At 72.2% G+C, this 24,566-nt stretch carries 17 protein-coding genes; 13 read left to right on the top strand and 4 right to left on the bottom strand.

Annotated features, from left to right (window positions below; genetic code table 11):
* Positions 1 to 90 precede the first annotated feature (90 nt).
* The 5 genes from OG948_RS11635 to OG948_RS11615 all read left to right on the top strand — a co-directional run bounded on the left by OG948_RS11635 (position 91) and on the right by OG948_RS11615 (position 4,095).
* Entirely contained in the window at positions 91 to 384 is a 294-nt protein-coding gene (locus OG948_RS11635) for a DUF503 domain-containing protein (RefSeq protein WP_395862144.1), read from the top strand.
* Positions 385 to 516: 132 nt separating this feature from the next.
* Positions 517 to 1,011, top strand: a complete 495-nt coding sequence (gene rbfA / locus OG948_RS11630; RefSeq protein WP_391582779.1) for a 30S ribosome-binding factor RbfA — start codon at positions 517 to 519, stop codon at positions 1,009 to 1,011.
* Positions 1,008 to 2,135 (top strand): bifunctional oligoribonuclease/PAP phosphatase NrnA, encoded by a 1,128-nt coding sequence (locus tag OG948_RS11625; RefSeq protein ID WP_406296000.1) that lies wholly within the window; start codon positions 1,008 to 1,010, stop codon positions 2,133 to 2,135. Before rbfA ends, OG948_RS11625 begins: the two co-directional genes overlap by 4 nt.
* The gene (gene truB, locus OG948_RS11620) at positions 2,132 to 3,025 is read left to right on the top strand and encodes a tRNA pseudouridine(55) synthase TruB (RefSeq protein WP_406295998.1); all 894 of its coding nucleotides are present in this window, start codon (positions 2,132 to 2,134) and stop codon (positions 3,023 to 3,025) included. Before OG948_RS11625 ends, truB begins: the two co-directional genes overlap by 4 nt.
* Before the next feature lie 119 nt (positions 3,026 to 3,144).
* Positions 3,145 to 4,095, top strand: coding sequence for a bifunctional riboflavin kinase/FAD synthetase (locus OG948_RS11615; RefSeq protein ID WP_406295996.1), 951 nt, complete (start codon positions 3,145 to 3,147; stop codon positions 4,093 to 4,095).
* 70 nt (positions 4,096 to 4,165) lie between these two features.
* On the opposite strand, the gene OG948_RS11610 is transcribed toward OG948_RS11615, so the two are convergent.
* The 3 genes from OG948_RS11610 to eccE form a co-directional block, all read right to left on the bottom strand.
* Positions 4,166 to 8,206 (bottom strand): AAA family ATPase, encoded by a 4,041-nt coding sequence (locus OG948_RS11610; RefSeq protein ID WP_406295995.1) that lies wholly within the window; start codon positions 8,204 to 8,206, stop codon positions 4,166 to 4,168.
* A gap of 186 nt (positions 8,207 to 8,392) precedes the next feature.
* Complete coding sequence (locus OG948_RS11605; RefSeq protein WP_406295993.1) at positions 8,393 to 9,229, bottom strand: hypothetical protein; 837 nt, start codon at positions 9,227 to 9,229, stop codon at positions 8,393 to 8,395.
* Positions 9,230 to 9,269: 40 nt separating this feature from the next.
* Entirely contained in the window at positions 9,270 to 10,454 is a 1,185-nt protein-coding gene (eccE, locus tag OG948_RS11600) for a type VII secretion protein EccE (RefSeq protein ID WP_406295991.1), read from the bottom strand.
* 246 nt (positions 10,455 to 10,700) lie between these two features.
* Between eccE and eccB the strand changes: the two genes are divergently transcribed.
* The 4 genes from eccB (at position 10,701) to mycP (ending at position 14,464) form a co-directional block, all read left to right on the top strand.
* Complete coding sequence (gene eccB / locus OG948_RS11595; protein ID WP_406295989.1) at positions 10,701 to 12,179, top strand: type VII secretion protein EccB; 1,479 nt, start codon at positions 10,701 to 10,703, stop codon at positions 12,177 to 12,179.
* A gap of 275 nt (positions 12,180 to 12,454) precedes the next feature.
* The gene (locus tag OG948_RS11590; protein ID WP_406295987.1) at positions 12,455 to 12,760 is read left to right on the top strand and encodes a WXG100 family type VII secretion target; all 306 of its coding nucleotides are present in this window, start codon (positions 12,455 to 12,457) and stop codon (positions 12,758 to 12,760) included.
* A gap of 82 nt (positions 12,761 to 12,842) precedes the next feature.
* Positions 12,843 to 13,130 carry a WXG100 family type VII secretion target gene (locus OG948_RS11585; RefSeq protein WP_395862162.1) on the top strand — a complete coding sequence of 96 codons (288 nt, stop codon included), beginning with the start codon at positions 12,843 to 12,845 and terminating at the stop codon, positions 13,128 to 13,130.
* Positions 13,131 to 13,207: 77 nt separating this feature from the next.
* Positions 13,208 to 14,464 carry a type VII secretion-associated serine protease mycosin gene (gene mycP, locus OG948_RS11580; protein WP_406295985.1) on the top strand — a complete coding sequence of 419 codons (1,257 nt, stop codon included), beginning with the start codon at positions 13,208 to 13,210 and terminating at the stop codon, positions 14,462 to 14,464.
* Between the two features lie 66 nt (positions 14,465 to 14,530).
* Here the strand turns inward: mycP and eccCa are convergent, their stop codons facing one another.
* The gene (gene eccCa, locus OG948_RS11575; protein WP_406295983.1) at positions 14,531 to 18,505 is read right to left on the bottom strand and encodes a type VII secretion protein EccCa; all 3,975 of its coding nucleotides are present in this window, start codon (positions 18,503 to 18,505) and stop codon (positions 14,531 to 14,533) included.
* Positions 18,506 to 18,856: 351 nt separating this feature from the next.
* Here eccCa and eccD point away from each other — a divergent pair, with 351 nt between their 5' ends.
* The 4 genes from eccD to OG948_RS11555 all read left to right on the top strand — a co-directional run bounded on the left by eccD (position 18,857) and on the right by OG948_RS11555 (position 24,541).
* Positions 18,857 to 20,257 carry a type VII secretion integral membrane protein EccD gene (eccD, locus tag OG948_RS11570; protein WP_406295981.1) on the top strand — a complete coding sequence of 467 codons (1,401 nt, stop codon included), beginning with the start codon at positions 18,857 to 18,859 and terminating at the stop codon, positions 20,255 to 20,257.
* Between the two features lie 144 nt (positions 20,258 to 20,401).
* Positions 20,402 to 20,689 carry a 30S ribosomal protein S15 gene (rpsO, locus tag OG948_RS11565; protein WP_020553079.1) on the top strand — a complete coding sequence of 96 codons (288 nt, stop codon included), beginning with the start codon at positions 20,402 to 20,404 and terminating at the stop codon, positions 20,687 to 20,689.
* A gap of 271 nt (positions 20,690 to 20,960) precedes the next feature.
* Positions 20,961 to 23,183 carry a polyribonucleotide nucleotidyltransferase gene (locus OG948_RS11560; protein ID WP_395862170.1) on the top strand — a complete coding sequence of 741 codons (2,223 nt, stop codon included), beginning with the start codon at positions 20,961 to 20,963 and terminating at the stop codon, positions 23,181 to 23,183.
* Complete coding sequence (locus OG948_RS11555; protein ID WP_406295979.1) at positions 23,180 to 24,541, top strand: M16 family metallopeptidase; 1,362 nt, start codon at positions 23,180 to 23,182, stop codon at positions 24,539 to 24,541. Before OG948_RS11560 ends, OG948_RS11555 begins: the two co-directional genes overlap by 4 nt.
* Positions 24,542 to 24,566 lie beyond the last annotated feature (25 nt).

The raw sequence follows: 24,566 nt of genomic DNA, 5'->3' as shown, positions 1-24,566 counted from the left end.
CCGGGCCGCGACGTGCGAGCCCGGTTCTTTTCGTCGGTGGCCCCAGCGGTCCCGACCCGAGGCCTCCCGGGCCGGCCAGGCCCGTCGCCTATGTTTGTGGGAACCATCAGCCTCGATGTGCTGTTCGGCGATGTGCACTCGTTGAAGGAAAAACGATCTCTGATCCGCCCCATCCTGGCGGACCTTCAGCGCAAGAATGCCGTTGCCGCCGCCGAGGTGGAGCATCAGGATTTGCATCGGCGCAGCGTGATCGGCATCGCGGTGGTCTCCGCGAGTGTCGAACGATGTGCCGAGGTGTTGGACGGCTGTGAACGGCTGGTCGCCGGCCGGCCCGAGTTGGAACTGCTCTCCGCACGCCGCAGGGTGTACGGGGACGACGACTGACGATCGTTCGACCCGGGTCGAACGGGCAGCGCACGAACACCGAAGAAGAACAAGCAACGAGAGCGGCCTTCGCGTCCGGTGACCCCGGGCGCGGGGGTTCCGCCGAAATGCCGAGCAATCGCAGGAGGATCAGTGGCCGACACCGCGCGGGCGCGCAAACTCGCGGACCGTATCCAGGTTGTGGTCGCGGAGACCTTGGAGCGCCGGATCAAGGACCCGCGCCTGGGGTTCGTGACGATCACCGCCGCACGAGTGACCGGTGACCTCCGTGAGGCGACCGTGTTCTACACGGTCTACGGCGACGAGACCGAGCGCGCGGCGACCGCCGCCGCGCTGGAGAGCGCCAAGGGCGTACTCCGCAGTGAGGTGGGCCGCCAGACCGGCGTGCGACACACGCCGTCGCTGACGTTCATCGCCGACGCCCTTCCGGACAACGCCAAACTCATCGACGATCTCCTCGCCCGGGCACAGCAGGCCGATGCGGCGGTACGCTCAACCGCCGCGGGCGCCGGCTATGCCGGTGACGCGGACCCCTATCGGACTCCGGCCGTGGACGACTCCGAGGACTCCGACGACGAGTCGGAGGCGGAGACCAAGGCGGATACACAGGAGGGCGACCGACCTTGACACCAGGCGTGGCGGCGGACCGGGAGCCCGGCCCGGCCGCGGGAGCGAAGCCGCGGACCGGCGACTCGGGCGTGCGGACGGTGCCGCCGACCGCGCCGGGCGCGGCCGATTGGGACGAGGCGGTACGCCTGCTCCTGACGGCCGAGGACATCACGCTGCTGGCACACGTCAGCCCCGACGGCGACGCGCTGGGTTCGGCGCTCGCCGTCGGGTTGGCGCTGCGCGAGTTGGGCCGCACGGTGCGGGTCTCCTACGGCGACGACCCCCTCGTGGTGCCGTCCTCGCTGGAGTTCCTGCCCGGCCAGGACCTGCTGGTGGCGCACACCGAGGTGCCCGAGGAGCCCGAGCTGGTCGCCGTCTTCGACGCGGCCGGCTCGGCTCGGCTCGGCCTGTTGGAGGCCAAGGCCAAGGCGGCCGGCACGCTGCTGGTGGTCGACCACCACGCGTCCAACACGCGCTTCGGGACGCATCACCTGATCGACGTCGACGCGCCCGCGACCGCGGTGCTCGCCGACGAGCTGATCACCCGGCTCGGCGCGACGCTGACCGCCGACATCGCGACCGCGCTGTACACCGGGCTGGTCACCGACACCGGCTCGTTCAAGTACGTGGGGACCACGCCCGAGACGCACACCTTCGCGGCGCGGCTGATGGCCACCGGGATACGGCACGACCTGATCCAGCGGGCAATCTGGGACACCTGCCGATTCGGTTATCTCAAGGTGCTCGCCGCCGCCCTGGCGGGCGCCGAGTTGGACGCCGCCGCCGCGGGCGGCCTGGGGCTGGTGTCCACCGTGATCACCCGCGCCGAACGCGCCGCGCACGGGATCCGCCTCGACGAGATCGAGGGCGTGATCGACGTGGTCCGCAAGAGCGGCGAGGCCGAGGTCGCGCTGGTGCTCAAGGAGGACGACGACGGCGCGCTGCGCGCGTCCGCGCGGTCCAAGGGCGCGGTGGACCTCGGGCGCGTCTGCGGGGCGTTCGGCGGCGGCGGACACGCCTTCGCGGCCGGATTCACCGCCTATGACCCACCGGACGAGGTGGTGGCCCGATTCCGGGACCTCCTCGCCGACGCACTACTGCCGGTCGCTCCGGCGCAGGCAACCCCGGGAGACGACGCGTGAAGCGCCGCAACGCAGGACCCCCGCCGCCCGACGGTCTGGTGATCGTGGACAAGCCGGCCGGGCTCACCTCGCACGACGTGGTGGGCCGGCTGCGCCGGATCGCCGGCACCCGCCGGGTGGGCCACGCGGGCACGCTGGACCCGATGGCCACCGGCGTCCTGGTGATCGGCATCGAGAAGGCCACCCGCCTGTTGGGCCATCTCGCGCTCACCGAGAAGGAGTACGACGCGACGATCCGGCTCGGGCAGAGCACGGTCACCGACGACGCCGAGGGCGAGGTCACCGAGACCACCTCGGCCGCACACGTGCGGGACGCCGCGATCGCGGCGGGCGTCGCCGAGCTGACCGGCCCGATCCTCCAGGTGCCCTCGAAGGTGTCGGCGATCAAGATCGACGGCAAGCGCTCGTATTCGCGGGTACGCGACGGCGAGGAGTTCGAGCTGGCCGCCCGACCGGTCACCGTCTCCGCGTTCGAGGTGCTCGCCACCCGCCGCGAGGGCGACACGATCGACCTGGACGTGCGGGTGACCTGCTCGTCCGGTACCTACATCCGCGCGCTGGCCCGCGACCTGGGGGCCGGGCTCGGGGTGGGCGGGCACCTGACCGCGCTGCGGCGTACCCGGGTGGGTCCGTACGCGCTGGATCGGGCCCACACGCTCGAACAGCTCGAGGAGTCCTTCGGCGTGCTGCCGATCGCCGAGGCCGCCGCGGCGGCGTTCCCGCGCCGCGAGGTCAACGAGGACCAGGCGCGCGCCGTATCGCACGGCGGCCGGTTGCCGGCCGACGACAGCGAGGGGCCGGTCGGCGTGTTCGGGCCCGACGGAACCTTCCTGGCCCTGGTGGAGAACCGGCAGGGAGTGGCCCGGCCGCTCGCGGTGTTCGTGGGCTGAGCCGCGCCCCGGACCGGATCCGGGGGTGATGGTCGCCACGGCGGGGGCGGGACCGAGCGACGGCCCCTGCATGGGAAGCTGGACCCGCGACACGTCACGAAGAACGAGGAGCGGTTACGGTGCAGCGTTGGCGGGGCTTGGCGGACGTCCCCAGCGATTGGGGACGCTCCGTCGTCACGATCGGGTCCTATGACGGTGTGCATCGCGGGCACCAACGGACGATCGGCCGGGCGGTCGCGATCGGTCGCGAGCGCGGGCTGCCGGTGGTCGTGGTGACGTTCGACCCGCACCCCAGCGAGGTGGTCCGGCCCGGCAGCCATCCGCCCCTGCTCACGCCGCACCACCGGCGCGCGCAGCTGATGGCGGACCTGGGGGTGGACGCGGTGCTGGTGGTGCCGTTCACGCTCGAGTTGTCCCGGCAGAGCGCGGTCGACTTCGTCCGGCAGGTCCTGGTGGACACGCTGCGTGCGGCCGTGGTCGTCGAGGGGCGCAATTTCCGATTCGGCCACAAGGCGACGGGCAACGTCGCGCTCTTGGAGGAGTTGGGCGTGGCGAACGACTTCACGGTCGTCGAGCCGGAACTGTTCGTCTCCGGCGACGTGACCTTCTCGTCCACCGTGGTCCGGGCCCGGGTCGCCGAGGGCGACGTGGCGGGCGCGGCCGAACTGCTCGGGCGCCCGCATCGGGTCGAGGGCGTGGTGGTGCGCGGCGATCAGCGCGGGCGCGAACTCGGTTACCCGACGGCCAACCTGGAGGTGCTCCCGTACACGGCGATCCCGGCCGACGGGGTGTACGCGGGCTGGCTGGTGATCGATGGCGAGGGGCTGCCGGCGGCGATCTCGATCGGCACCAACCCGACCTTCGACGGCACCGAGCGGCGGGTCGAGGCGTACGCGCTGGACCGGACCGACCTCGATCTGTACGGGACGCACGTCGCGGTGGACTTCCTGGAGTACCTGCGCGGTACCGAGCGCTTCGACTCGATCGACGACCTGCTGGAACACATGGCGCGTGATGTGAAGCGGGCCCGTGAGCTGATCGACGCGGCGGACCTGGACCCGGCGGGCTGAGCGCCCACGCCGCTTCGCGACGGATGTGCCAAGGGCCGCCCCGGAATCTCCGGGGCGGCCCTTCGGCGTGTCAGCCTCCCTGGTGCGGCGGGGGCTGCTGCTGCCAGTCGCCGGGCGGCGGCTGCTGGTAGTACGGCTGCTGGGGTTGCTGTGGTTGTTGCGGGTTCTGTGGGTGTGGCTGCTGGTGCGGGTGTTGTTGCGGCGGTTGTTGCTGCTGCTGTTGGTGTTGGGGATATTGCTGTTGCTGCGGGTACGGCTGTGCCTGTTGCGGTTGGCCGTAGTAGGGCTGCTGCTGCGGCGCCTGCTGCTGTGGTTGTTGGTACTGCGGTTGCCACTGGTGCTGTTGCTCGGACGGCTGGGTGCGGTGGAAGTCCTCGGCGACCAGCGCGGCCAGTTCGAAGTACGCCTCGCGGGTCTTGGGCCGCATCATGTCCAGATCCAACTCCGCGCCCGCCGACAGGTGTTCGTCGAACGGGACGACCACGACCGCACGGCAGCGGGTCTCGAAGTGGGCCACGATGTCCTCGGTCTTGACCATCTTCCCGGTCTCGCGGACGCCGGAGATCACCGTGATGCTGTTCGCGACCAGATCCGCGTAGCCGTGCGCGACCAGCCAGTCGAGCGTGGTGCTCGCGCTGGTGGCTCCGTCCACGCTGGGCGTGCTGATCACGATCAACTGGTGGGCCAGGTCGAGCACGCCGCGCATCGCGCTGTAGAGCAGGCCGGTGCCCGAGTCGGTCAGGATGATCGGGTACTGCTTGCCCAGCAGGTCGATCACCGAGCGGTAGTCCTCGTCGTTGAACGTCGTGGACACCGCCGGGTCCACGTCGTTGGCCAGGATCTCCAGGCCGCTGGAGGACTGCGAGGTGAACCGCCGGATGTCCATGTAACTGTGCACGTGGGCCATCGAGTTGACCAGGTCGCGGATGGTCGCACCGGTCTCCCGGCGGACCCGGCGGCCGAGTGTGCCGGCGTCCGGGTTGGCATCGATCGCGATCACCCGGTCCTGGCGCTCGGTGGCCAGCGTCGCACCCAGGGCGGTGGTGGTCGTGGTCTTGCCGACGCCGCCCTTGAGGCTGATCACCGCGATCCGGTAGCAGCCGAGGACGGGTGTGCGGATCCGCTCCAGGCGCTCGGCCCGGCGGGCGTCGGCGGACTTGCCGCCGATCCGGAAGCGCGGGGTCTGCCGACGTGGTTGCGGCTGCTTGCGCAGCAGCCGGTCGCTGGTCAGTTCGACGGCGGCGGTGTAGCCCAGGGGTGCGCCGCCGCCGGTCCGCGCGGGTGCGCCGCCGTCGGGCGACCAGGCCTGCGGCTGCCCGCCGCCCTGCGGCGGGGTGCCCGGATGGTACGGCTGGTTCGGGTCGGGCGCCTGGGCGTACTGGTCGGGCGCCTGCGCATACGGGCCGGGTGCCTGGGCGTACGGGTTGGGCGGCTCGGGTGCGCGGTCGGCCGGGGTGGGTTGTCCGGACGGCGGGCCCGGTTGGGCCTGCGGGCCGGGTGCGCCGTGTGGCGGAGTGCCCGGGTGGTGGGCCGACTGCGGGTCGGGGGTCTGCGGGCCGGGTGGTTGGCCGTACGGGTTGTGCTGCGGCGCGGGGGCGCCCCGCGGCGGGGTGCCCTGGGCGTACGGCTGGTGCGCCTCGGGCCGGCCGTAGGGGGTGCCGCCCGGACCGTACTGCTGCGGTTCCTGGCCCTGGGGGCCGTTGTGGCCGTACGGCGCCTGGCCTTGGTCCTGGCCGGGAGCGCCCTGGGCGTACGGGTTGTGCGCCTGGTTCGGGTCGGGCTGCGGGTAGGCCTGCGGGGCGGGGGCGCCCTGGTATGGACCGGGAGCCTGGTTGTACGGGCCGGGGGCCTGGGCGTAGGGCGGTTGACCACCCTGCTGCTCCGGCTCGTTGCCGCCGAACGCGCGCCGCATCCACGAGCGCTGCTGCTGCGGTGGTGCCATCGGCTCGCCGCTGGGCGGCGGCAGCGGTTGTCCGGTCGGCGGCGGGGCCGCGCCACCCCACGCCTCGCCGTTGCCCGGGGCCGTGCCGGACCAGGCCGGCGGCGGCATCGGCGAGCCGTGCGGCGGGCTGACCGGAGGCTGCGGGGCGCCGGGCGGAGGGGGCTGCTGCGCGGCGCCGGGGGGCGGCGCCTGCTGCGGGAAACCGGGGGGCGGAGCCATGTCGTCGGTGATCGGCGGCAGCAGCCGGGTCGCCGGGTCGGGCACCGGGGCGCCCTGGGCCTGGCCCGGGTACTGCTGCTGCGGCGGAGGGCCGGGGTGTGCGGCGCCCGGCTGTGGCGGCGGATACGGCGCGGGGGCGCCCTGCGGCGGTGCGGGCTGCTGTGCGTAGGGCGGGTATCCGCCGGCGGGCGGCGGATACCCGCCCGCCGGGGTCTGGGGCTGCTGCGGGTGGTCGCCGGCCTGTGGTTGCGGTGCGTCGAGGGCCGCTGCGGCTGCCGCTGCCGCTGCCGGTGTCGGGTGGGGCTGCGGCGGTTCGGTGGCTCGAACCTCGGGTTGGCGAGCCGGGGGAGCTTGGGGGGCCCGGTGCGGCTCGGGCATCGGCTGCGCGTCGCCGGCGGCGGGTCGGTGCGGCTGCGGCTCGGCCGACGGGTGGTTGTCGTGCGTGGGCGGCTCGGGTGTGTGCCGTGGAGCGGGTCCGGCGGCGTCTGCGGGCTCCGTACGCGGCGCCTCGGGGGCCGGCGCTGCGGTCGAGAGGCCGGGGATCGGGGTGCCGCCGGCGGGTGTGGTGGGCACGTCCTGCGGATCGACCGGCGCGTCCGGGCGCGCGTCGTCGGTCCCGTCGGGTGCGGGTGCTTCGCCGGCCGGCTGCTCGGGGGACGCGGTCGACGCGTCGGGCGCGGCGGGATCGACGAGGGCGGCGGGCTCGGCGGGCTTCGCGTCGAGGCCCGGGGCGGCGTCGCTCGGCGGAGCGGAAACCGGCTGCTCGGCGGGCGCGGCATCGTTGGGTCGGGCGGCCGGCGGGGCCTGCTCGGCCTGTTCGGCGCGGTCCGGACCCCGGTGCTCCGACTGCGCGGCAGGAGCGCCGGGTTCATGGGCGGCATCGACCGCACGCGGCTCGGCGGCGGGCGGTTCGGCGGCGGGCGGTTCGGGGGTCTCGAAGGACGGCGGGACGACCATGGTGGGTTCGCCGGGGGTGTGGGTGGGTGCGGGGGGCGCCGGTGCCTCGGCGGGCGGTTCGGGGGTCTCGAACGATGGCGGGACGATCACGGTCGGCTCGCCCGGCGTGTAGGTCGGTGCCGGGGCGGCCGGCGCGTCGGCAGCGCCGTTCGGGTCGAGGAACGGTGGCATGACCATGGTCGGTTCGCCCGGTGTGTAGGTGGGTGCGGGGGGCGCCGGTGCGTCGGTCGGCGGCTCGGGGGTCTCGAAGGACGGCGGGACGACCATGGTGGGTTCGCCGGGCGTGTGGGGCGGCGTTTCGGTGGGCCGATCGGGGGCCCCGGATGACGGTGGCATGACCATGGTCGGTTCGCCCGGTGTGTAGGTGGGTGCGAGGGGTGCCGGTGCCTCGGCGGGCGGTTCGGGGCTCTCGAACGATGGCGGGACGACCATGGTGGGTTCGCCGGGAGTGTGGGTGGGCACGGGGGGCGCCGGTGCATCGGTGGGCGGCTGCTCGGCCGAGGGGGTGCCGTGCGGGAGCGGTGCCGAGGGCCGGCCGGGGGTGCCCTGGCCGTACGGGGCCGGCGGTTCGGTCGGCGCGGGTGAGTTCGCGGGCGGTTCGGGCGTCGGGGTGCCGAAGCCGGGTGGGTCGCCGGCCGGGCGGGCCGGCGGCACCGAGGCCGAGGGCGCGCCTGCGGCCGATCCGTACGGCTCCGGGGCACCGCCGGTCGGCCCGTTCGCGCCGGCGCCGGTCCCGTACGGCAGCGGCGCGGGCGGTTCGGGCGTCCGTGCCGGCGGCACCAGTGTCGGATCCTGGCTGCCGTACCGAGGTGCCGCCGGCACCTGGTCGCCCTGCGGGGGAGGCGCGGGCGCGCGGATCCCGGACGGCGGTGGCGCGGGCGCGCCGCCGTCCTGGTGCGTGTACCACGAGGGCATGGTGAAGTCGGGTCCCGACCACTCCTCTTCCTCGTCCGCCCCCGTCTCGATGTGTGCGCCGTCCTGCTCGCTGCTCACGGTGTGGTCCTTCCGATCGTCCGGAGGCGGCTCGGCCTCAGATCACACGCCGCCGCCGTCCGCCGTACCCCGACCCGGGTCGGGGTTCGCCCCCTGCACGAGCCTCACAGCGTAGTCAGGGGTGTCGGCGGTCGTCGCCGGTCCGTCCACCTGTTCGCTCAGAGCCGGTGTCGCGAGCACTGTTCGTCAGTCCATCCGGCGTGGCGGTCCGAGCAGGTCGAGCTCGGCCGGAGTGGGCGTCAGCAATACGTACTTACGCGACGTTCCGGCACTCCACAGGGTCAGTTCGTCGGCGAGTGTGGGCAGCGCGGCCTCGTCCTCGCCGGACAGGGACAACACCGAGGACGCCGCCCGCGCCTCGATCGGGGAGATCCGCTGGAGGCCGACCAGGCCCGTGCCGGCGCCGATGCGCTGCCGGGCCGGTGCCGGGTCCAGGAAGGGCAGCAGGGTCAGCGTGGTCTGCCACGCGGCCGGCGCGAGTCGATCGCGCGGCGGCCGCGCGCCGCAGTCGCGGACGACCAGGACCGGGCTGCCCGCACCGGGTCCCTGCGGGCCGATCCGACCCACCTGATGTACCGTCACGCACGGCTGCGCGCCACCCGCGGCCCGGGCCATCGCGGACCACAGCCGCGGCCGGCCGGACTCGATCGCGACCCGGGCGCCGATCGCCGCGGCCCGCAGCGCGATGATCTGCACCGCATGGGCGCCGCCGACGAACGCGACGTGCAGCGCCTCGGGGCGGAACAGGCCCAGCACCGCCGGGTTGCGCTCGGCGTCGACTCCGATCACCACGCCGTCGTCGCCCACCGGCAGGCCGAGGGCGGGCAGTTGGGCGGCGGTCGGCATGTGCCGCTCGTGCCTGGGGCCGACCAGCCGGGCCGGACCCTTGCGCCGGAAGGGCCGGTGCGCGGGGGTTCCCGAGCCGGGCGTGGGGGTCGGCGCGGGTGTCGGGTTCGGAATCCGGCTGTTGCCGCGTGCGTTCGGGGCCTGGTGCCGGCTCCGGCCGGGGTCGGCCGTGCTCACTGGTCGATCCTCCCTGTACATACCCACATGTGATGGTTCGTCATGGCAGACCGCCGAGCGGCAGGGTGGCCAGCAAGGCCGGTTGCTGCTCCCAGTCGAGCCGGGTCAGGCCGATCTGCCCGGCTCGGGCCCGATGCTCCAACCGCCTTGTCACATCCGCGAGTTCGCTATCGGAGCGGGCGGCGACCCGGACGTGCGCGGTGAGCGCGGTGGTGCCGCCCACGCCGTGCGTCGCGGTCAGCGCGAAGGTGGTGGCGATGGCCGGTGTCGCGGTCAGCGTGCCGATCGGGTCGCAGGTACGCCCATGGGTCGGCTCCGGCCAGCGGTTCGCCCAATAGGTGGCGTGCCACCGATCGTCGCAGCGCCACGCCCGCCTGGACTCGATGGTCCGCCGCCCACCGCGCCCGTACCGGCGGGTGGAACGGTTCACGCCGCACGAGGTGGCGAGTGCCTGGATCAACTCGGCCTCCTCGAGCGCGCGGGCCTCGAACCCGGCGCCGGTCAGATTGCCGGCGAGCCGGTCGAGCGCGCGCAGCAGCGCCCGCCGGGCCCCCTGCTCGCCGCCGCCGCGCGCGGCGACCGCGCTCGGGCACAGGTCGGGCTCGAAGCGCAGCGCGATCCAGGTCAGCCGCAGTGCCGGCACGTCGTGCAGGCCCTGTTCGACGAGTTGGCGGTAGGACTCGACCGCCAACGACTCCTCGGGCAGGTGGTCGGCCGGTGCCGGCCGGGTGTGCTGGACCACCTGCACCGAGGCCAACGTCACGTCGTCGACCTCCAGCGTGCTCACGATCGCGGGCAGCGGCAACGGCCGTTGCCCGCGCGCGGGACGCAGCGGCTCGTCGCGCGAGGAGACCAGCAGCACCGCGGTGAGGAAGGTGCCGTCGCCGATCACTCCGATCGAACGGCGCTCACGGTCGTCGACCGAGCCGGTCGCCAGGTGCGGTGCGCACTCCAGGATCGGGAGCAGCACCGGATCCGCGTCGTCCGCGACGGCCGGAAGCCGGCGCCTTCGGCGGAAGTCGAACACGATCGGCAACCACTGCACGAGCCAACGCCCGCGCAACCGCACCAGTGCCGGCGACACCAGGAGTACCCCCACCGCGCCGAGGCCGATCGACACCGCCGGGTGCGCGGTCGCCGCGATCGCGAACAGCGAGATCCCGAGCTGGACCAGCACGACCTGTTGCACCAGGACGCCGCCGACGCGACCGGCCCGCGGGTGCACCCGCAGTGTCGCGCGCCGCGTCGCCGATGGCGACGCCCCATCGGGTGTGGGTGCACGGGTCTGTGCATGCGGCCCTACCGGCGCGGGTGCGGCCACGTCAGCTCCCCGGTGGTCATGATGTGTCGCCCGACTGTCACAGTGAGTGCGGAACACCGTACGGTACGTGTCCACGGGTTTGCCCGCGACCCCGCGGTCGCGTCGGGGTGGAACCTTCGGCCGGAGCGCACGTCGATCACGGGGAGAACGATGGCAACGCGCCGCGAGCAACTCGAGGCGTACATCTTCGCGCGCCGCCGCATGGTGGCCGCGTTCCTGCAACCGGGCCCGGGCGGAGGCACGGAGGAGAACGCGCCCAAGCCGATGCGGATGCTCACGCCGAGCATCGTGGTCGCGATGCTGGTGCTGGTCGGGTTCGGTGTGGTCGGGTTGATCAGGCCCGGTACGCCGCCGGGTTGGAAGGACCGGGGCAGCCTGATCGTGGGGCGCGACTCGGCGAGTCGGTACGTCTTCCTGGACGGCAAGCTGCACCCGGTGCTCAACATCGCCTCCGGTCGACTGCTGCTGGATCCCGGCAGGTTCAAGGTCAACCTGGTTGCGGAGAAGCGGCTCGACAGCGTCGGTCACGGTGCGCCGCTGGGCATTCCGAACGCGCCGGACCGGCTGCCGACGGCCAAGCAGGTCGAGGAGCGCAGGCCCTGGACCGTGTGCGAGCGTCCGGCCCTGGGCAAGGACGGCAGGCCCGACCCGGCCGGCGAGCCGCAGCGCGGCGTGTTCATCGGCGCCGCCCCGGCGGAGGGGGCGCTACGACCGGGCGAGGCGCTGTTCGTACAGGACCGGAACCGGCACAAGTACCTCGTCCATCAGGGCAGGCGCTTCATGATCGAGGCGCCGACCGTGCTCGGCGCGCTGAACCTGGTCGGCATGCCGGCGCAACCGGTCGGCGACGCGTGGCTGGCCACGCTGATCGAGGGCGGCACGATCGACCACCCGATGCCGGCCGACTACGGCGCGACGACCCGGCTGCCGTTGGCCCCGGAGTACAACCGGGTCGGCGTCGTGCTGCGCGCGGAGGGCGCCGCCCGGCGGCAGAACTATGTGGTCACCCACGAGGGCGTGCTGCCGGTCGGCGAGTTGACCGCCGTGCTGCTCACCACCAACCCGAGGGCGCGGGAGGCGTACGGGAGCACCACGCCCACCGCCTTTCCGGTGAACCTGGGCACGCTCGGCGGCGCGTTGGTGCAGGACCGTACGTTCGCCGCGGAGAAGGGTTGGCCGGAGATCCCGCCGACGCCGATGAACCGGATCACCCGCGACGACCTGGAACTGCCGCGCAACGTCGTGTGCAACACCTTCTCCGGCGAGTGGCGCGGCGGCCGGCCGGTGACCGCGCAGTCCGCCGGGACCCGGCCGCCGGAGCAACTCGTCGACGGCATGGGCGGCGTGTGGGTCAAACCCGGTGCGGGGGCGCTGTATCGGGAGGTGACCGGGACGCCCGACGACGGCGGTCCGACGTATCTGGTGGCCGACTCCGGTCTGCGCTACGCCATCGCGGAGCCGGCGCGGACCGGCGGGGCGCCGGCCGCGCCGGAACAGGAGAGCGAGGCCAAGCTGCGCCTGGGATACAGGGGCGTGGAGGTGCGGCCGTTGCCCAGGGCATGGTCCGAACTGGTCTCGCGTGGGCCGCAGTTGAGTACGGCGGACGCCAGGAGGCCGCAAGGTTCCTGAGCCTGGGCGACGAAGGTTCGGGGCGGCGTCGGATGGGTCGTGAGTGGTGACGGCTCGACCCGAAGGCAACACCGCATACCGGCATTTTGCGCAAGGCCGGAAGCGTATCCACAGCGTCGACCTTCGGTGACCATGCGTAGGGTTTCGCTTGGGCGGCGTCCTCGAATGCGGTTAGAGTTCCCACGACGTCACAAACCGTGACGTTGGCGCGGGGGCCCGACCCGGGTGACACGACCTTGCCTCGCGCACGTCCGTCTCATGGGGGCTGGTGAAACATGGCAGGTGAAGCGTTCAGGATCACTCCGCAGATGTTGGCGGAGTTGTCGAGGAAGGTTCAGGGCGTGGCGACCGAACTCGAAGCGGCGATCCAGGAGATGAACCGCAAGGTCGACGCGATCGAGGGGCAATGGCAGGGTGCCGCCAGGAGCCGATTCGATCCGTTGCAGGAGCAGGCCGTGCAGAAGGCGCTCGGGGTCAAGCGCGCGCTCGACGCCATCTCCGGCGCGATGGGCCGCAACGCCGATGCGTACGACCGGACCGAGACCACCGTGTCCGGCAACATCTCGAAGTTGATGTTCTGACCGAGCTCCGTCGCTCGGTCCTTTCGCCGCCGGGGCGCTCGGTCGCAGGCGGCTGTATCCGCTCTCGTACTGGGGAGAAAGCATGTCGCAGGTAGTTGTCACGTTCGCTGCGCTCGAACAGGCCGCAGCCGATATCCGCGCCCTCGACGCCCGCCTCGCCGACATGCAGTCGGGCCTGAAGCGGGACATCGCGCCGGTCACCGAGTCGTGGTCCGGTGACGCGCGCGAGGGTTACCTCGTCCAGCAGGCGAGCTGGGACCGGAACGCGCAGGGTCTGCGGGAGGCGCTCAACGGCATCGCCGACGGCCTGACGCGGGCGGCCGACGCGTACCGCAGGACCGAGGCCGCCAACGCCAGGATGTGGCGCTAGCACCGACAGGGCCCGGTCGGCTCGCGATCGCGGGGCGGTGGGCGGTGATCCGGAAGGCGAACGAACCGGTGCGAGCCGTGCGGCGACGGTGGAGGGCAGCTCTGCTCGCGTTGGGTCTGTTGTTGCCGGTCGGGGCGGTGGGCCCGGTGTCGGCGGAGTCGGCGGAGCGTGAGTCGGTGCATGCCGGGCGAGCGGGTACCGCCTCGCTCGCGGGCGGCGATTGTCGGTACCCGTCCAAGCCGATGCCCGGCAAACCCTGGTCCCTACAGCGCGTGTTGCTCGACGAGGTCTGGCGGAAGGCCACCGGCAAGGGCGTCACGGTCGCGGTGATCGACAGCGGGATCGACGACGACAACCCGCAGTTGGGCCCCGCGGTCGTGGCCGGTGGCAAGGACTTCTTCAACGACCGGGCCAACGGCACCGACGACGACAATGGCCACGGCACGATGGCCGCGGGCATCATCGCGGCCCGGCCCGGCGACAGGCTCACGCCCAGGGTGGACACGGGTTTCGTGGGGCTCGCGCCCGACGCGATGTTGTTGCCGATCCGGCAGAACGGCGGCGGCGACGCGACCAAGGGCAACGAGGACAGCCTGGCCGCCGCGATCGACCACGCGGTGGCCGCGGGCGCCTCGGTGATCAACATCTCGCAGGACACGGTGGGCGGCCGGGAGCCGGGCACGAGGCTGCGGGACGCGATCCGGCGCGCGCTCGCCGGGCAGGTGGTGGTGGTCGCCGCCGTCGGCAACTCCGGCGACAAGGACAACCTCGACTCGTGGCCCGCGAAGTACCCGGGAGTTCTGGGTGTCGGCGCCTCGGATCGCAACAACGAGCGCGCGCCGTTCTCGCAGAACAAGCCGTACGTGGGCGTGCTCGCGCCCGGCGTGGACGTGTGGTCGACGGTGCCCGGGGGCGGCCACTGCCGAGGCGACGGCACCTCGTTCGCGACCCCGTACGTGGCGGGGGTCGCGGCACTGATCCGCTCGGCGCACCCGGACTACACCGCGGCCCAGGTCGTCACGCTGATCGAACAGACCGCACAGCGCGGGGCCGCGGGCCGGGTGGACGGCGTCGGCTGGGGCGTGGTCGACCCGCTGCGCGCGCTCGATTCCACGGTGGTCCCGGCGTCGAGCCCGGCCCCCGACCCCCGGGTCGACCGCAGTACCGAACTCGTCGACGTCGCTCCGCTCGCGCACGGTCCCACCCGAGTCGACTTCGACCGCCGTCAGGCCTCCGTGCTCCTGTTCCCGGCCATCGGTCTGACGATCGTCGTCGTCTGCGCGGCCACCGTCATCCGTGACGCCCGCGGTCGGCGCACACGACGCGGGTCGTAGGGGTGGCGGGTAGGCGGTGTGCCTGCCCGCCGGCGAGCGATGGAGGTGGCAGCCGAGGTCGGCCTGTCACCCCGCACCCCCGGCCCGGCTCGGTCGGTCGTCGGCGAGCCAGGCCGTCTGGATCAGTGCCACGCCGCGTCGGCGGGAGACGAACTGCCCCCGTCCCGGCGGTAGTCGGGATGGCTTGACGTTGGCCATCAGGGCGCCCTCGTCGCGGTTGCCGGACAGGATCAGGCCGGATGTGCCCAGGTCGAGGAGCTTTTGCAGGACCGGTTCGTACAGTGCGCGGCCCGCGCCGCCGGTGTTGCGGGCGATGATCAGGTGCAGGCCGACGTCGCGGGCCAGCGGCAGGAACTCGGCGATGGCGCCCACCGGGTTGCCACCGGATGAGGCGACCAGGTCGTAGTCGTCGATCAGCAGGAACAACTCCGGGCCGCTCCACCAACTTCGGTTGCGCAACTGCTCCTGGGTCACCTCCGGTCCGGGCAGCCGGCGATCGATGCCGCCGCGGATCTCGTTCATGAACGAGGTCAGCGCCGGCGCCGCCGCGGCGTACTCCAGCAGGTGCGACTCCGGGACCGCGTCCAAGAGCGTGCGCCGGTAGTCGGAGACGATGATCCGGGCCTCGACGGGCGTGTACCGCTCGGAGATGCCGCGCGCGAGCAGTCGCAGGAAGTTGGTCTTGCCGGACTCGCTCTCGCCGAACAGCACGAAGTTCGTGTCGACGCCGAAGTCCAGGCAGACCGGGTCGAGCGTCTGCTCGTCCACGCCGATCGGGATGCCCCGACCGGGCACCTGCGCGGGCGTCGGCAACTGCTCGTAGGGCAACAGCATCGGCAACACTCGCACCGGGGGAGCGGGCGGCCCCGCCCACGCGGCCTTGATCGCGCCGACCATCGCGGCCATGCCCTCGCCCAGGTCCTCGGCCGTCGGGGAGCCGTCGATCCGGGGCAGCGCGGCCAGGAAGTGCAGCTTGTCCGGGGACAGACCACGACCGGGCGCGCCCGTGGGCACGTTCGCCGCGAGCCGGCGGTCGACCTCGGACTCCATCGTCTCGCCGAGCCGCAACTCCAGCCGGGTCTGGATCTGGTCCTTGAGCGCGGGCCGGATCTCCGGATGCCGCGACGCGGTGAGCACGACGTGCACGCCGTAGCCCAGACCGCGCGTGGCGATGTCGGTGACGTCGGCCTCCAGCGCGTCGAAGTCGTTCCTGAGGGTCGACCAGCCGTCCACGACCAGAAAGACGTCGCCCCACGCCTCGTCCGGCAACGTTCCGGCGGCGCGACGTCGGCGGAACGTGTCGATCGAGTCGATGTCGGCGACCCGGAACATCTCCTCGCGCCGGTTCAGGATGCCCTCGACCTCGCCGACGATCCGGCGCACCCGCTCGGCGTCGAGCCGGCCCGCGACCCCGCCCAGGTGCGGCAGGTCGCTCAGCGCGACCATGCCACCGCCGCCGAAGTCCAGGACGTAGAACTGCACTTCGGACGGCGTGTGGGTGAGCGCGAAGGCGGCGATCATGGTGCGCAACAGGGTGCTCTTGCCGCTGCGCGGGCCACCGACGACGAGCGCGTGGCCGGCCGCGCCGGACAGGTCCGCGTACATCACGTCGCGACGCTGCTCGAACGGCCTGTCCACCAGGCCCAGCGGCACCACGAGACGGCCGTTCGCACCCCAGTCGGGCGCGCACAGCCCACGTTCCGACGTGGCGCGCAACGGCGGCAACATCCGGTCGACCGAGTTCGGCTCGGTCAGCGGCGGCAGCCACACCCGATGCGCGGGCGGACCCTGGTCGGCCATCCGACGCACGATCACGTCCAGCACGGTGTCCGCGAGCGCGCTGTCGACGTCCGGTTCCGGCTCCGGTCCCGGGGGCAGGTCCGGGTGTCGATTCCACGTGTCCGCGGCCGTCCACCGACTGCCGAACACGACCGGCATCGGCACGCCCGACCGGTCGCGCCGGACCCGGCCGGAGGCCCGATGGGTCCCGGACACGTACGCGGCCTTGAACTGCACCATCGACTCGGTGTCGAACTTGAGGTAGCCCGTGCCCGGCACCGACGGCAGGTGGTACGCGTCCGGTACGCCGATCGCCGCGCGCGATTCGGCGGCGGAGAAGGTGCGCAGACCGATGCGGTAGGACAGATGGGTGTCCAGGCCGCGCAACCGGCCCTCCTCCAGGCGCTGCGACGCGAGCAGCAGATGCACGCCCAGCGAGCGGCCGATCCGGCCGATCTGGAGGAACATGTCGATGAAGTCCGGCTTCGCGGTCAGCAGTTCGCTGAACTCGTCGATCACGATCATCAACGAGGGCAGCGGCTCCAGGGCCGCACCGGCCACCCGGGCCCGCTCGTAGTCGTGCAGATTGGCGTGGTTGCCCGCCGAACGCAGCAACTCCTGCCGCCGGTTCAGCTCGCCGGTGATCGCGTCGCGCATGCGGTCGACCAGGGTCAGGTCGTCGGACAGGTTGGTGATTACCGCCGCGACGTGCGGCAGGTCCGACATCCCGGAGAAGGTCGCGCCACCCTTGAAGTCGGCGAGCACGAAGTTGAGGATCTCCGAGCTGTGCGTGGTGGCCAGGCCCAGCACCAGGGTGCGCAGCAGCTCCGACTTGCCGGAGCCGGTCGCGCCGACGCACAGGCCGTGCGGCCCCATTCCCCCCTTCGCCGCTTCCTTGATGTCCAGCATGATCGGCTCGCCGTTCCGGCCGATCCCGATCGGCACCCGCAGCCGGTCGTTCGGCGGCCTCGGCCGCCAGGTCTGCGCCACGTCCATCCGGGCGGCGTCGCCGATGCCCATCAGGTCGGTGAAGTCCAGGTTGGCCGGCAGCGGCTCGTCGTCGTCGGCCGACAGGCGCAGCGGCGCGAGCCTTCGGGCGAGCGCCTCCGCGTCCGCCGCCGACAGGAAGTCGGGCACCCCCTCGTACGTGCCGGTCGGCGACTCCAGCGTCAGTCGATCCTCCGCGGCGATGATCGCCAGGCCGCCGCGCGGTTCGGCCGGCGGACCGGGGAGCACCTCGACGATGGTCACGCCCTGGAGACCGTCCACGCCCGCCAACACCGAGTCGGCGGGCACGCCACCGCCGTCCAGGACCACCAGCAGGTGCGGCTGGTCCGGTACGGGCCGCGCGCCGGCCGTGAACCGCGAGCGCCCGGCCAGATCCTCGGCCAGCCACTCCTCGATCTCGCCGAGGTCGTCCGCGATCATCCGGACCGAGCCCGCGCCGTCGGACAGCGACGGGTGCTGCGTGTGCGGCAGCCACTTCAGCCAGTCCCAGCGCGGCAGCGAGTTCGCGTCGGTCGCCACCACGACGCGCACGTCGTCCGGCGAGTGCAACACCGCGAGTTGGCCCACCATCGCCCGGGTCAGTCCGTACACCCGCTCCGGGTCGCCGGAGACGGTCAGGCGGGGGAAGGAGCGCAGCGAGACCGCCATCGGCAGGTCGTCCAGCGTCGCCTGGGCGCGCAGGAAGCGACCCAGGGCGTCCGCGCACAGCGGCTCCAACTCCGCCGGCGGCGCCGTGCTCGGCGCCACCAACGGCGTGGCCAACCGCTGTCGGCCGATCCCGACCCGGACCTGACCGAAGTCCGCGTCACCGGCCCGCCGCTCCCAGATCCGCCGTTCACCCGCGGCCACCGACCACAACTGCGCCGGGTCCGGGTGCGTCCACAACTGCGCGTCGCGCTGCCTGCGGGCAGTCCGGCGGACCTCCTTGCGCTGCTGCGCGAGGTACGCGAGGTAGTCGCGTCGGGCGTCGAGCATCCGCACCCGGTCGCCGTCGCGCGACGTGAGGATGTTGGCGACCACCATGACCAGCGACGAGATCGTCATCAGGCCGCCCATGACCATCATCGTCCTGGGCGCGCCCGGCATGAAGAAGAAGCCCGCGGAGCCCAGCAGGCCCATCATCGGGAGCACGCTCATGATCCGGTTCCGGTCGGCCGGGCGCTCCGGTTCGGGTGGTGCCTGGAGTCGGATCTCCTCCGTCGGCACAGGCGGCGGCAACACCCTGGGCGGGCGTTTGACGATGACCACGGTCAAGGTGCATCAGCCTCATCCGTCGCGAGGATCCCTGGACACGGATCGAGCCCGCCGCGGAACACGGAAAAGAGCAGGTGAGGTGAGTCGACCGACCCGGTCGGGGCGTCGTCTCCGCCCGCCCGGCGAGCCGGTTGAGCCGTTCGTGTGTGCGCCGCATCCTACCGGCAACATCGACGCTCGGTGGCGAATCGTCACGCGGCGTATATAGAGTGCCTCGTCACCCCGGACTCTCGGAGCCGTGGAACACGGTCCGGGGCACGGGCCGGCGACCGGCACGGCCGGCAACCGGCAGGGAACGGCCGGCAAGGCCGGCGCCAACCAGCGGCAGTGCCAAGGAGGGAGTCCGCACCGGTGAACTCCACGACCACGTCGGTCAGCACCGGGTTCGCCCGGATCACCGTCATCGCGCCGAATCGCCGCGTGGATCTCGCACTGCCGGAAGAGGTCCCGCTCGCCGAGCTGTATCCGGAGATCCTCCGGCTGTCCGGGCAGACCCAGCGCAACGGCGCGGTGACCGGCTTCCGGCTCACCCGGCTCGACGGCGCACCCCTGGACAGCGCGCTCACCCTGGCCGGGCAGCACGTCCGCGACGGCGAACTGCTGCGCTTCACCGCGCTCGCGGACGTGCCCCCGCCGCCGGTCTACGACGACGTGGCCGACTCGGTCGCGACCTCGGTCACCGGCGACCACCGGCTGTGGACTCCGGCGATGTTGCGGATCGCCGGCCTCGCCGGCGCGGCCGTCTTCTTCACCCTCGGCGCGCTCGTGCTGTGGTGGACGACCCCCCTGCCGTACGGCCTGCCCGCGGTCGTCGCCGGCTCGACGGCCCTGGTGCTGACCGCGGTCGCCGGCGTGCGGTCCCGGGTGTACGGGGATCGGGTGGGCGGCGCGGTGCTGGGCCTGGGTGCGCTGCCGAACGCGTTCCTGGCCGGACTGGGCACGATCGAACCGCCGGGACACGAGGGCCCGGGCCGGGTACAGTTCCTGGCCGCCTGCGTCGCGGTCCTGCCGGTCGCCACCCTGATCGCCGCGCTGCTGCCCGAACGCGGCGCGGTGTACATCGCGGCCGCGGGTGCCGGCGCGCTCGGCGCACTGGCGACCTTCGGCCTGATCACCTTCGCCGGCGACCCGCGCGAGGCGGCCGCCGTCGCCGGCACCGTCGGCGTCGCGACGATCGCGTTCCTGCCCTCCTGGGCCGCGCGACTCGCCCGCCTGCCGATCGGCTTCCTGCCCGCGGACGCGCCGACCGCCCGCCGGAGCGACACCGTCGACCACGCCGACATCGCCGCCCGCGCCCGCGACGGCCACCGGATGCTCAGCGGCCTCACCGGCGCGTGCGCCGCCGCGATCGTCGCCTCCTGCGTCGTCCTGGGCAACGCGGACACGTTGTGGACCCGGGTCCTGGCCGCCGTCCTCGCCCTGATCACCCTGTGCCGAGCCCGCCTGTTCCGGCACACCACGCAGGTCACCGTGCTGTACACGGCCGGCCTGCTCGGCCTGGCCACGCTCTTCGTCGGCTTGGCCCTGGACACCCGAATCCCGGACGGGGAGCGCCAGGGCTGGATCTTCGCGCTCGTGTGCGCGGTCGGCACGCTGTTGGCGATCATCGCCGGCACCGTGCCCTCGCGCGGCCTGTCACCGTTCTGGGGACGGCTGCTGGACCTGCTCGAAGGCATGCTGATGGTGTCCGTCGTCCCGTTGTGCCTGGCCGTTCTGGATCTGTATGACAAACTGCGGAACATCACGGCCTGAAGCGCTCCTGCTAGGGTTGTCCATATCCCGGAGCCGCGTGCCCGGGATGCGCGCTGCCCACGGGCCGCGCGCCCGCACCATGTGAGCCCAGTTGCCTCCGTGAGTCAGACCGGAAGCGCTCACCACCTTGCAGAGGGAGAACACGTGTCGCTCGACACCGCAACGAAGAAGCAGATCATGGCCGACTACGCCACCAAGGAAGGCGACACCGGCTCCCCCGAGGTGCAGGTCGCGATCCTGAGCTACCGCATCAACGAGCTCACCGCCCACCTCAAGGAGCACAAGCACGACCACCACAGCCGCCGGGGCCTGCTGCTCCTGGTCGGCCAGCGTCGTCGCCTGCTCGGCTACCTGGCCAAGAAGGACATCGAGCGCTACCGCACGCTGACGGACCGCCTGAGCATCCGCCGCAGCGGCGTCGGCATCCGCTAGTAGCACACGACGGGGGAGCGGCTTTCGCAAGCCGCTCCTTCGCCGTATCCGGACCCGGCTTTTTGTAGGCTGTGTCCCGCACGCGCAACAAAGACGAACAAGACAGAGAACTGGGAGCGCCGCGTCGCGACCAAGGCGCCGACCTACAGCGCCGGTCCTCGGTAGTGGCCCCCGGGTAACGCACCCGGGTGCTTCGATCGAAGACCGGCTCGGCCGGCCCTCAGGCGTCATGCGCCGCGGACCTCCCTCGAAACGAACGAGGAGGGCACCCGTGGAGGGTCCCGACATCAGCTTCGCCGAAGCCGTCATCGAGAACGGTACGTTCGGCAACCGCACCATCCGCTTCGAGACCGGCCGGCTCGCCCGGCAGGCGGCGGGTTCCGCCGTGGTCTACCTGGACGACGACACCATGGTGCTCTCGGCCACGACCGCCTCGAAGCGCCCGAAGGACCAGCTCGACTTCTTCCCGCTGACGGTGGACGTCGAGGAGCGCATGTACGCCGCGGGCAAGATCCCCGGCTCGTTCTTCCGTCGTGAGGGTCGCCCGTCCGAGGACGCCGTCCTCACCTGTCGCCTGATCGACCGTCCGCTGCGCCCGTCCTTCAAGAAGGGCCTGCGCAACGAGATCCAGATCGTCGAGACGATCATGGCGCTCAACCCGGACCACCTGTACGACGTCGTGGCGATCAACGCGGCCTCGATGTCCACCCAGCTCGCGGGCCTGCCCTTCTCCGGCCCGATCGGCGGCGTCCGGGTGGCGCTCATCGACGGCACCTGGGTCGGCTTCCCCACGCACACCGAGCTCGAGCGCGCCGTGTTCGACATGGTCGTCGCGGGCCGTGTGCTCGAGGACGGCGACGTGGCGATCATGATGGTCGAGGCCGAGGCCACGACCGGCACGATCGAGCTGGTCAAGGGCGGCGCGGACGCGCCGACCGAGGAGGTCGTGGCGGACGGCCTCGAAGCCTCCAAGAAGTTCATCAAGGCGCTGTGCGCCGCGCAGGTCCAGGTCGCCGAGAAGGCCGCCAAGGAGACCGGCGAGTTCCCGGTCTACCTGGACTACCAGGACGACGTCTTCGAGGCGCTCGCCGCCGCGGTCACCGACGAGCTGTCGGCCGCGCTGACCATCGCGGGCAAGCAGGCGCGCGAGACCGAGCTCGACCGGGTCAAGGACCTCGCCGCCGAGAAGCTGCTCCCGGCGTTCGAGGGTCGCGAGAAGGAGATCGGCGGCGCGTTCCGCTCGCTCACCAAGAAGCTCGTGCGTCAGCGCGTGCTGCGCGACAAGGTGCGCATCGACGGTCGCGGTCTGACCGACATCCGCACCCTGTCGGCCGAGGTCGAGGTCATCCCGCGGGTGCACGGTTCGGCCCTGTTCGAGCGCGGCGAGACCCAGATCCTGGGCATCACCACGCTGAACATGCTGCGCATGGAGCAGATGCTCGACACGCTCTCGCCCGAGACGCGCAAGCGCTACATGCACAACTACAACTTCCCGCCGTACTCGGTCGGCGAGACCGGCCGGGTGGGCTCGCCCAAGCGTCGCGAGATCGGCCACGGCGCGCTCGCCGAGCGCGCCATCCTCCCGGTCCTGCCGGCCCGCGAGGACTTCCCGTACGCGATCCGTCAGGTGTCCGAGGCGCTCGGCTCCAACGGCTCGACCTCGATGGGCTCGGTCTGCGCGTCCACGATGTCGCTGCTCAACGCCGGTGTGCCGCTCCGGGCGCCGGTCGCGGGCATCGCGATGGGTCTGATCTCGGACGAGGTCGACGGCAAGACCGAGTACGTGTGCCTGACCGACATCCTCGGTGCCGAGGACGCGTACGGCGACATGGACTTCAAGGTCGCCGGCACCAAGGAGTTCGTCACCGCGCTCCAGCTCGACACCAAGCTCGACGGCATCCCGGCGTCGGTGCTCGCCGGTGCGCTCAAGCAGGCCAAGGACGCCCGCCTGCACATCCTCGACGTGATGATGGAAGCCATCGACACGCCGGACGAGATGTCGCAGTTCGCGCCGCGCATCATCACCGTCAAGATCCCGGTGGACAAGATCGGCGAGGTCATCGGCCCGAAGGGCAAGATGATCAACCAGATCCAGGACGACACCGGTGCCGAGATCACCATCGAGGACGATGGCACGATCTACATCGGTGCCTCGGACGGCACCTCGGCCGAGGCCGCGCGGGCGACGATCAACGCGATCGCCAACCCGACGATGCCCGAGGTCGGCGAGCGGTACCTGGGTACGGTTGTCAAGACCACCACGTTCGGCGCGTTCGTGTCGCTGATGCCCGGCAAGGACGGTCTGCTGCACATCTCGCAGCTGCGCAAGATCGCCGGCGGCAAGCGGGTGGAGAACGTCGACGACGTGATCAAGGTCGGCGACAAGGTGCAGGTCGAGATCGCCGAGATCGACCAGCGCGGCAAGCTGTCGCTCGTCCCGGTCATCGAGGGCGAAGACAACGCCGAGGCCTCCGAGGACGCTGCCGCCAAGTGACGTCCTCCTCGTCGAAGAACCAGGTCGCTGCGTCCGCGCAGCGGCCTGGTTCCACGAAGACCCTGCTGCGTGACGCGGACGGCACCGGTGCCGTCCGCCGCACGGTCCTGCCCGGCGGCCTTCGGGTGATCACCGAGAACATGCCGTCGGTACGCTCCGCGACGTTCGGCATCTGGGTCGGGGTCGGCTCGCGGGACGAGACCCCGGCCCTGGCCGGCACCTCGCACTACCTCGAGCACCTGCTGTTCAAGGGCACCGAGAAGCGCGACGCGCTGGAGATCTCGGCCGAGCTGGACGCGGTCGGTGGTGAGATGAACGCGTTCACCACCAAGGAGTACACGTGCTACTACGCACGCGTGCTCGACACCGACCTCCCGCTCGCGATAGACGTGATCTGCGACATGGTGACCGGCTCGCTGATCGACGCCGAGGACGTGGACGCCGAACGCGGCGTGATCCTCGAGGAGATCGCGATGAACGAGGACGAGCCCGGCGACCTCGTGCACGAGCTCTTCTACGACGCGATGCTCGGCGACGCCCCGCTCGGCCGTCCGGTGCTGGGCACGGTCGAGTCGATCAACGCGCTCACCCGAACCCAGATCAGCGGCTACTACAAGCGTCGCTACAAGGCGCCGAACATGGTGGTGACCGCGGCCGGCAACATCGACCACGCCAAGGTGGTCCGCCTGGTCAAGAAGGCGTTCGCGCACGTGCGTGTGGACGAGGCGGCGGTGCCCGCCGCGCCGCGTGCCGCCGGCCGCGGCGTGCGTTCGGCCGGCAGCGTACGGCTGCTGAACCGGCCGACCGAGCAGGCCCATCTGGTGCTGGGCATGCCCGGGCTGGCCCGGGACGACGATCGGCGGTTCGCGCTCAGCGTGCTCAACACCGCGCTCGGCGGCGGGATGAGCTCGCGGCTGTTCCAGGAGATCCGGGAGAAGCGCGGCCTAGCCTACTCGGTCTACTCCTTCCACTCCGGCTACGCCGACCTGGGTGTGTTCGGCATCTACGCCGGCTGCCAGCCCAAGAAGGCCCGCCAGGTGATCGAGATCTGCCGGACCGAACTGGACCGGGTGGTCCGCGAGGGCCTGCCCCAGGACGAGATCGATCGGGCGATCGGGCAACTGCGCGGCTCGACCGTGCTGGGCCTGGAGGACACCGGCTCGCGGATGAGCCGGATCGGCAAGAGCGAACTCGTCTACGGCGAACACCTCTCCGTCGACGAGGTGTTGGCCCGGATCGCGGCGGTCACCGCCGCCGAGGTCCACGACGTGGCGGGGCACCTGTTCGCCGCGCGACCCACGCTTGCCGTGGTCGGACCGTTCGCCGACGACGCGGACTTCGTCGCCGCGTCGGCCTGATCGAAGTGCGATCACGTGCGATCGA

It is taken from the genome of Embleya sp. NBC_00888 (assembly GCF_045207655.1).
Classification (GTDB): domain Bacteria; phylum Actinomycetota; class Actinomycetes; order Streptomycetales; family Streptomycetaceae; genus Embleya.
This window is presented reverse-complemented; position numbering and strand designations above follow the sequence as displayed.

Excerpts from the sequence above, each read along its gene's own strand:
- OG948_RS11635 (WP_395862144.1), top strand. The coding sequence starts at position 91 with ATGTTTGTGGGAACCATCAGCCTCGATGTGCTGTTCGGCGATGTGCAC.
- eccB (WP_406295989.1), top strand. The coding sequence starts at position 10,701 with ATGGCAACGCGCCGCGAGCAACTCGAGGCGTACATCTTCGCGCGCCGC.
- OG948_RS11590 (WP_406295987.1), top strand. The coding sequence starts at position 12,455 with ATGGCAGGTGAAGCGTTCAGGATCACTCCGCAGATGTTGGCGGAGTTG.
- OG948_RS11585 (WP_395862162.1), top strand. The coding sequence starts at position 12,843 with ATGTCGCAGGTAGTTGTCACGTTCGCTGCGCTCGAACAGGCCGCAGCC.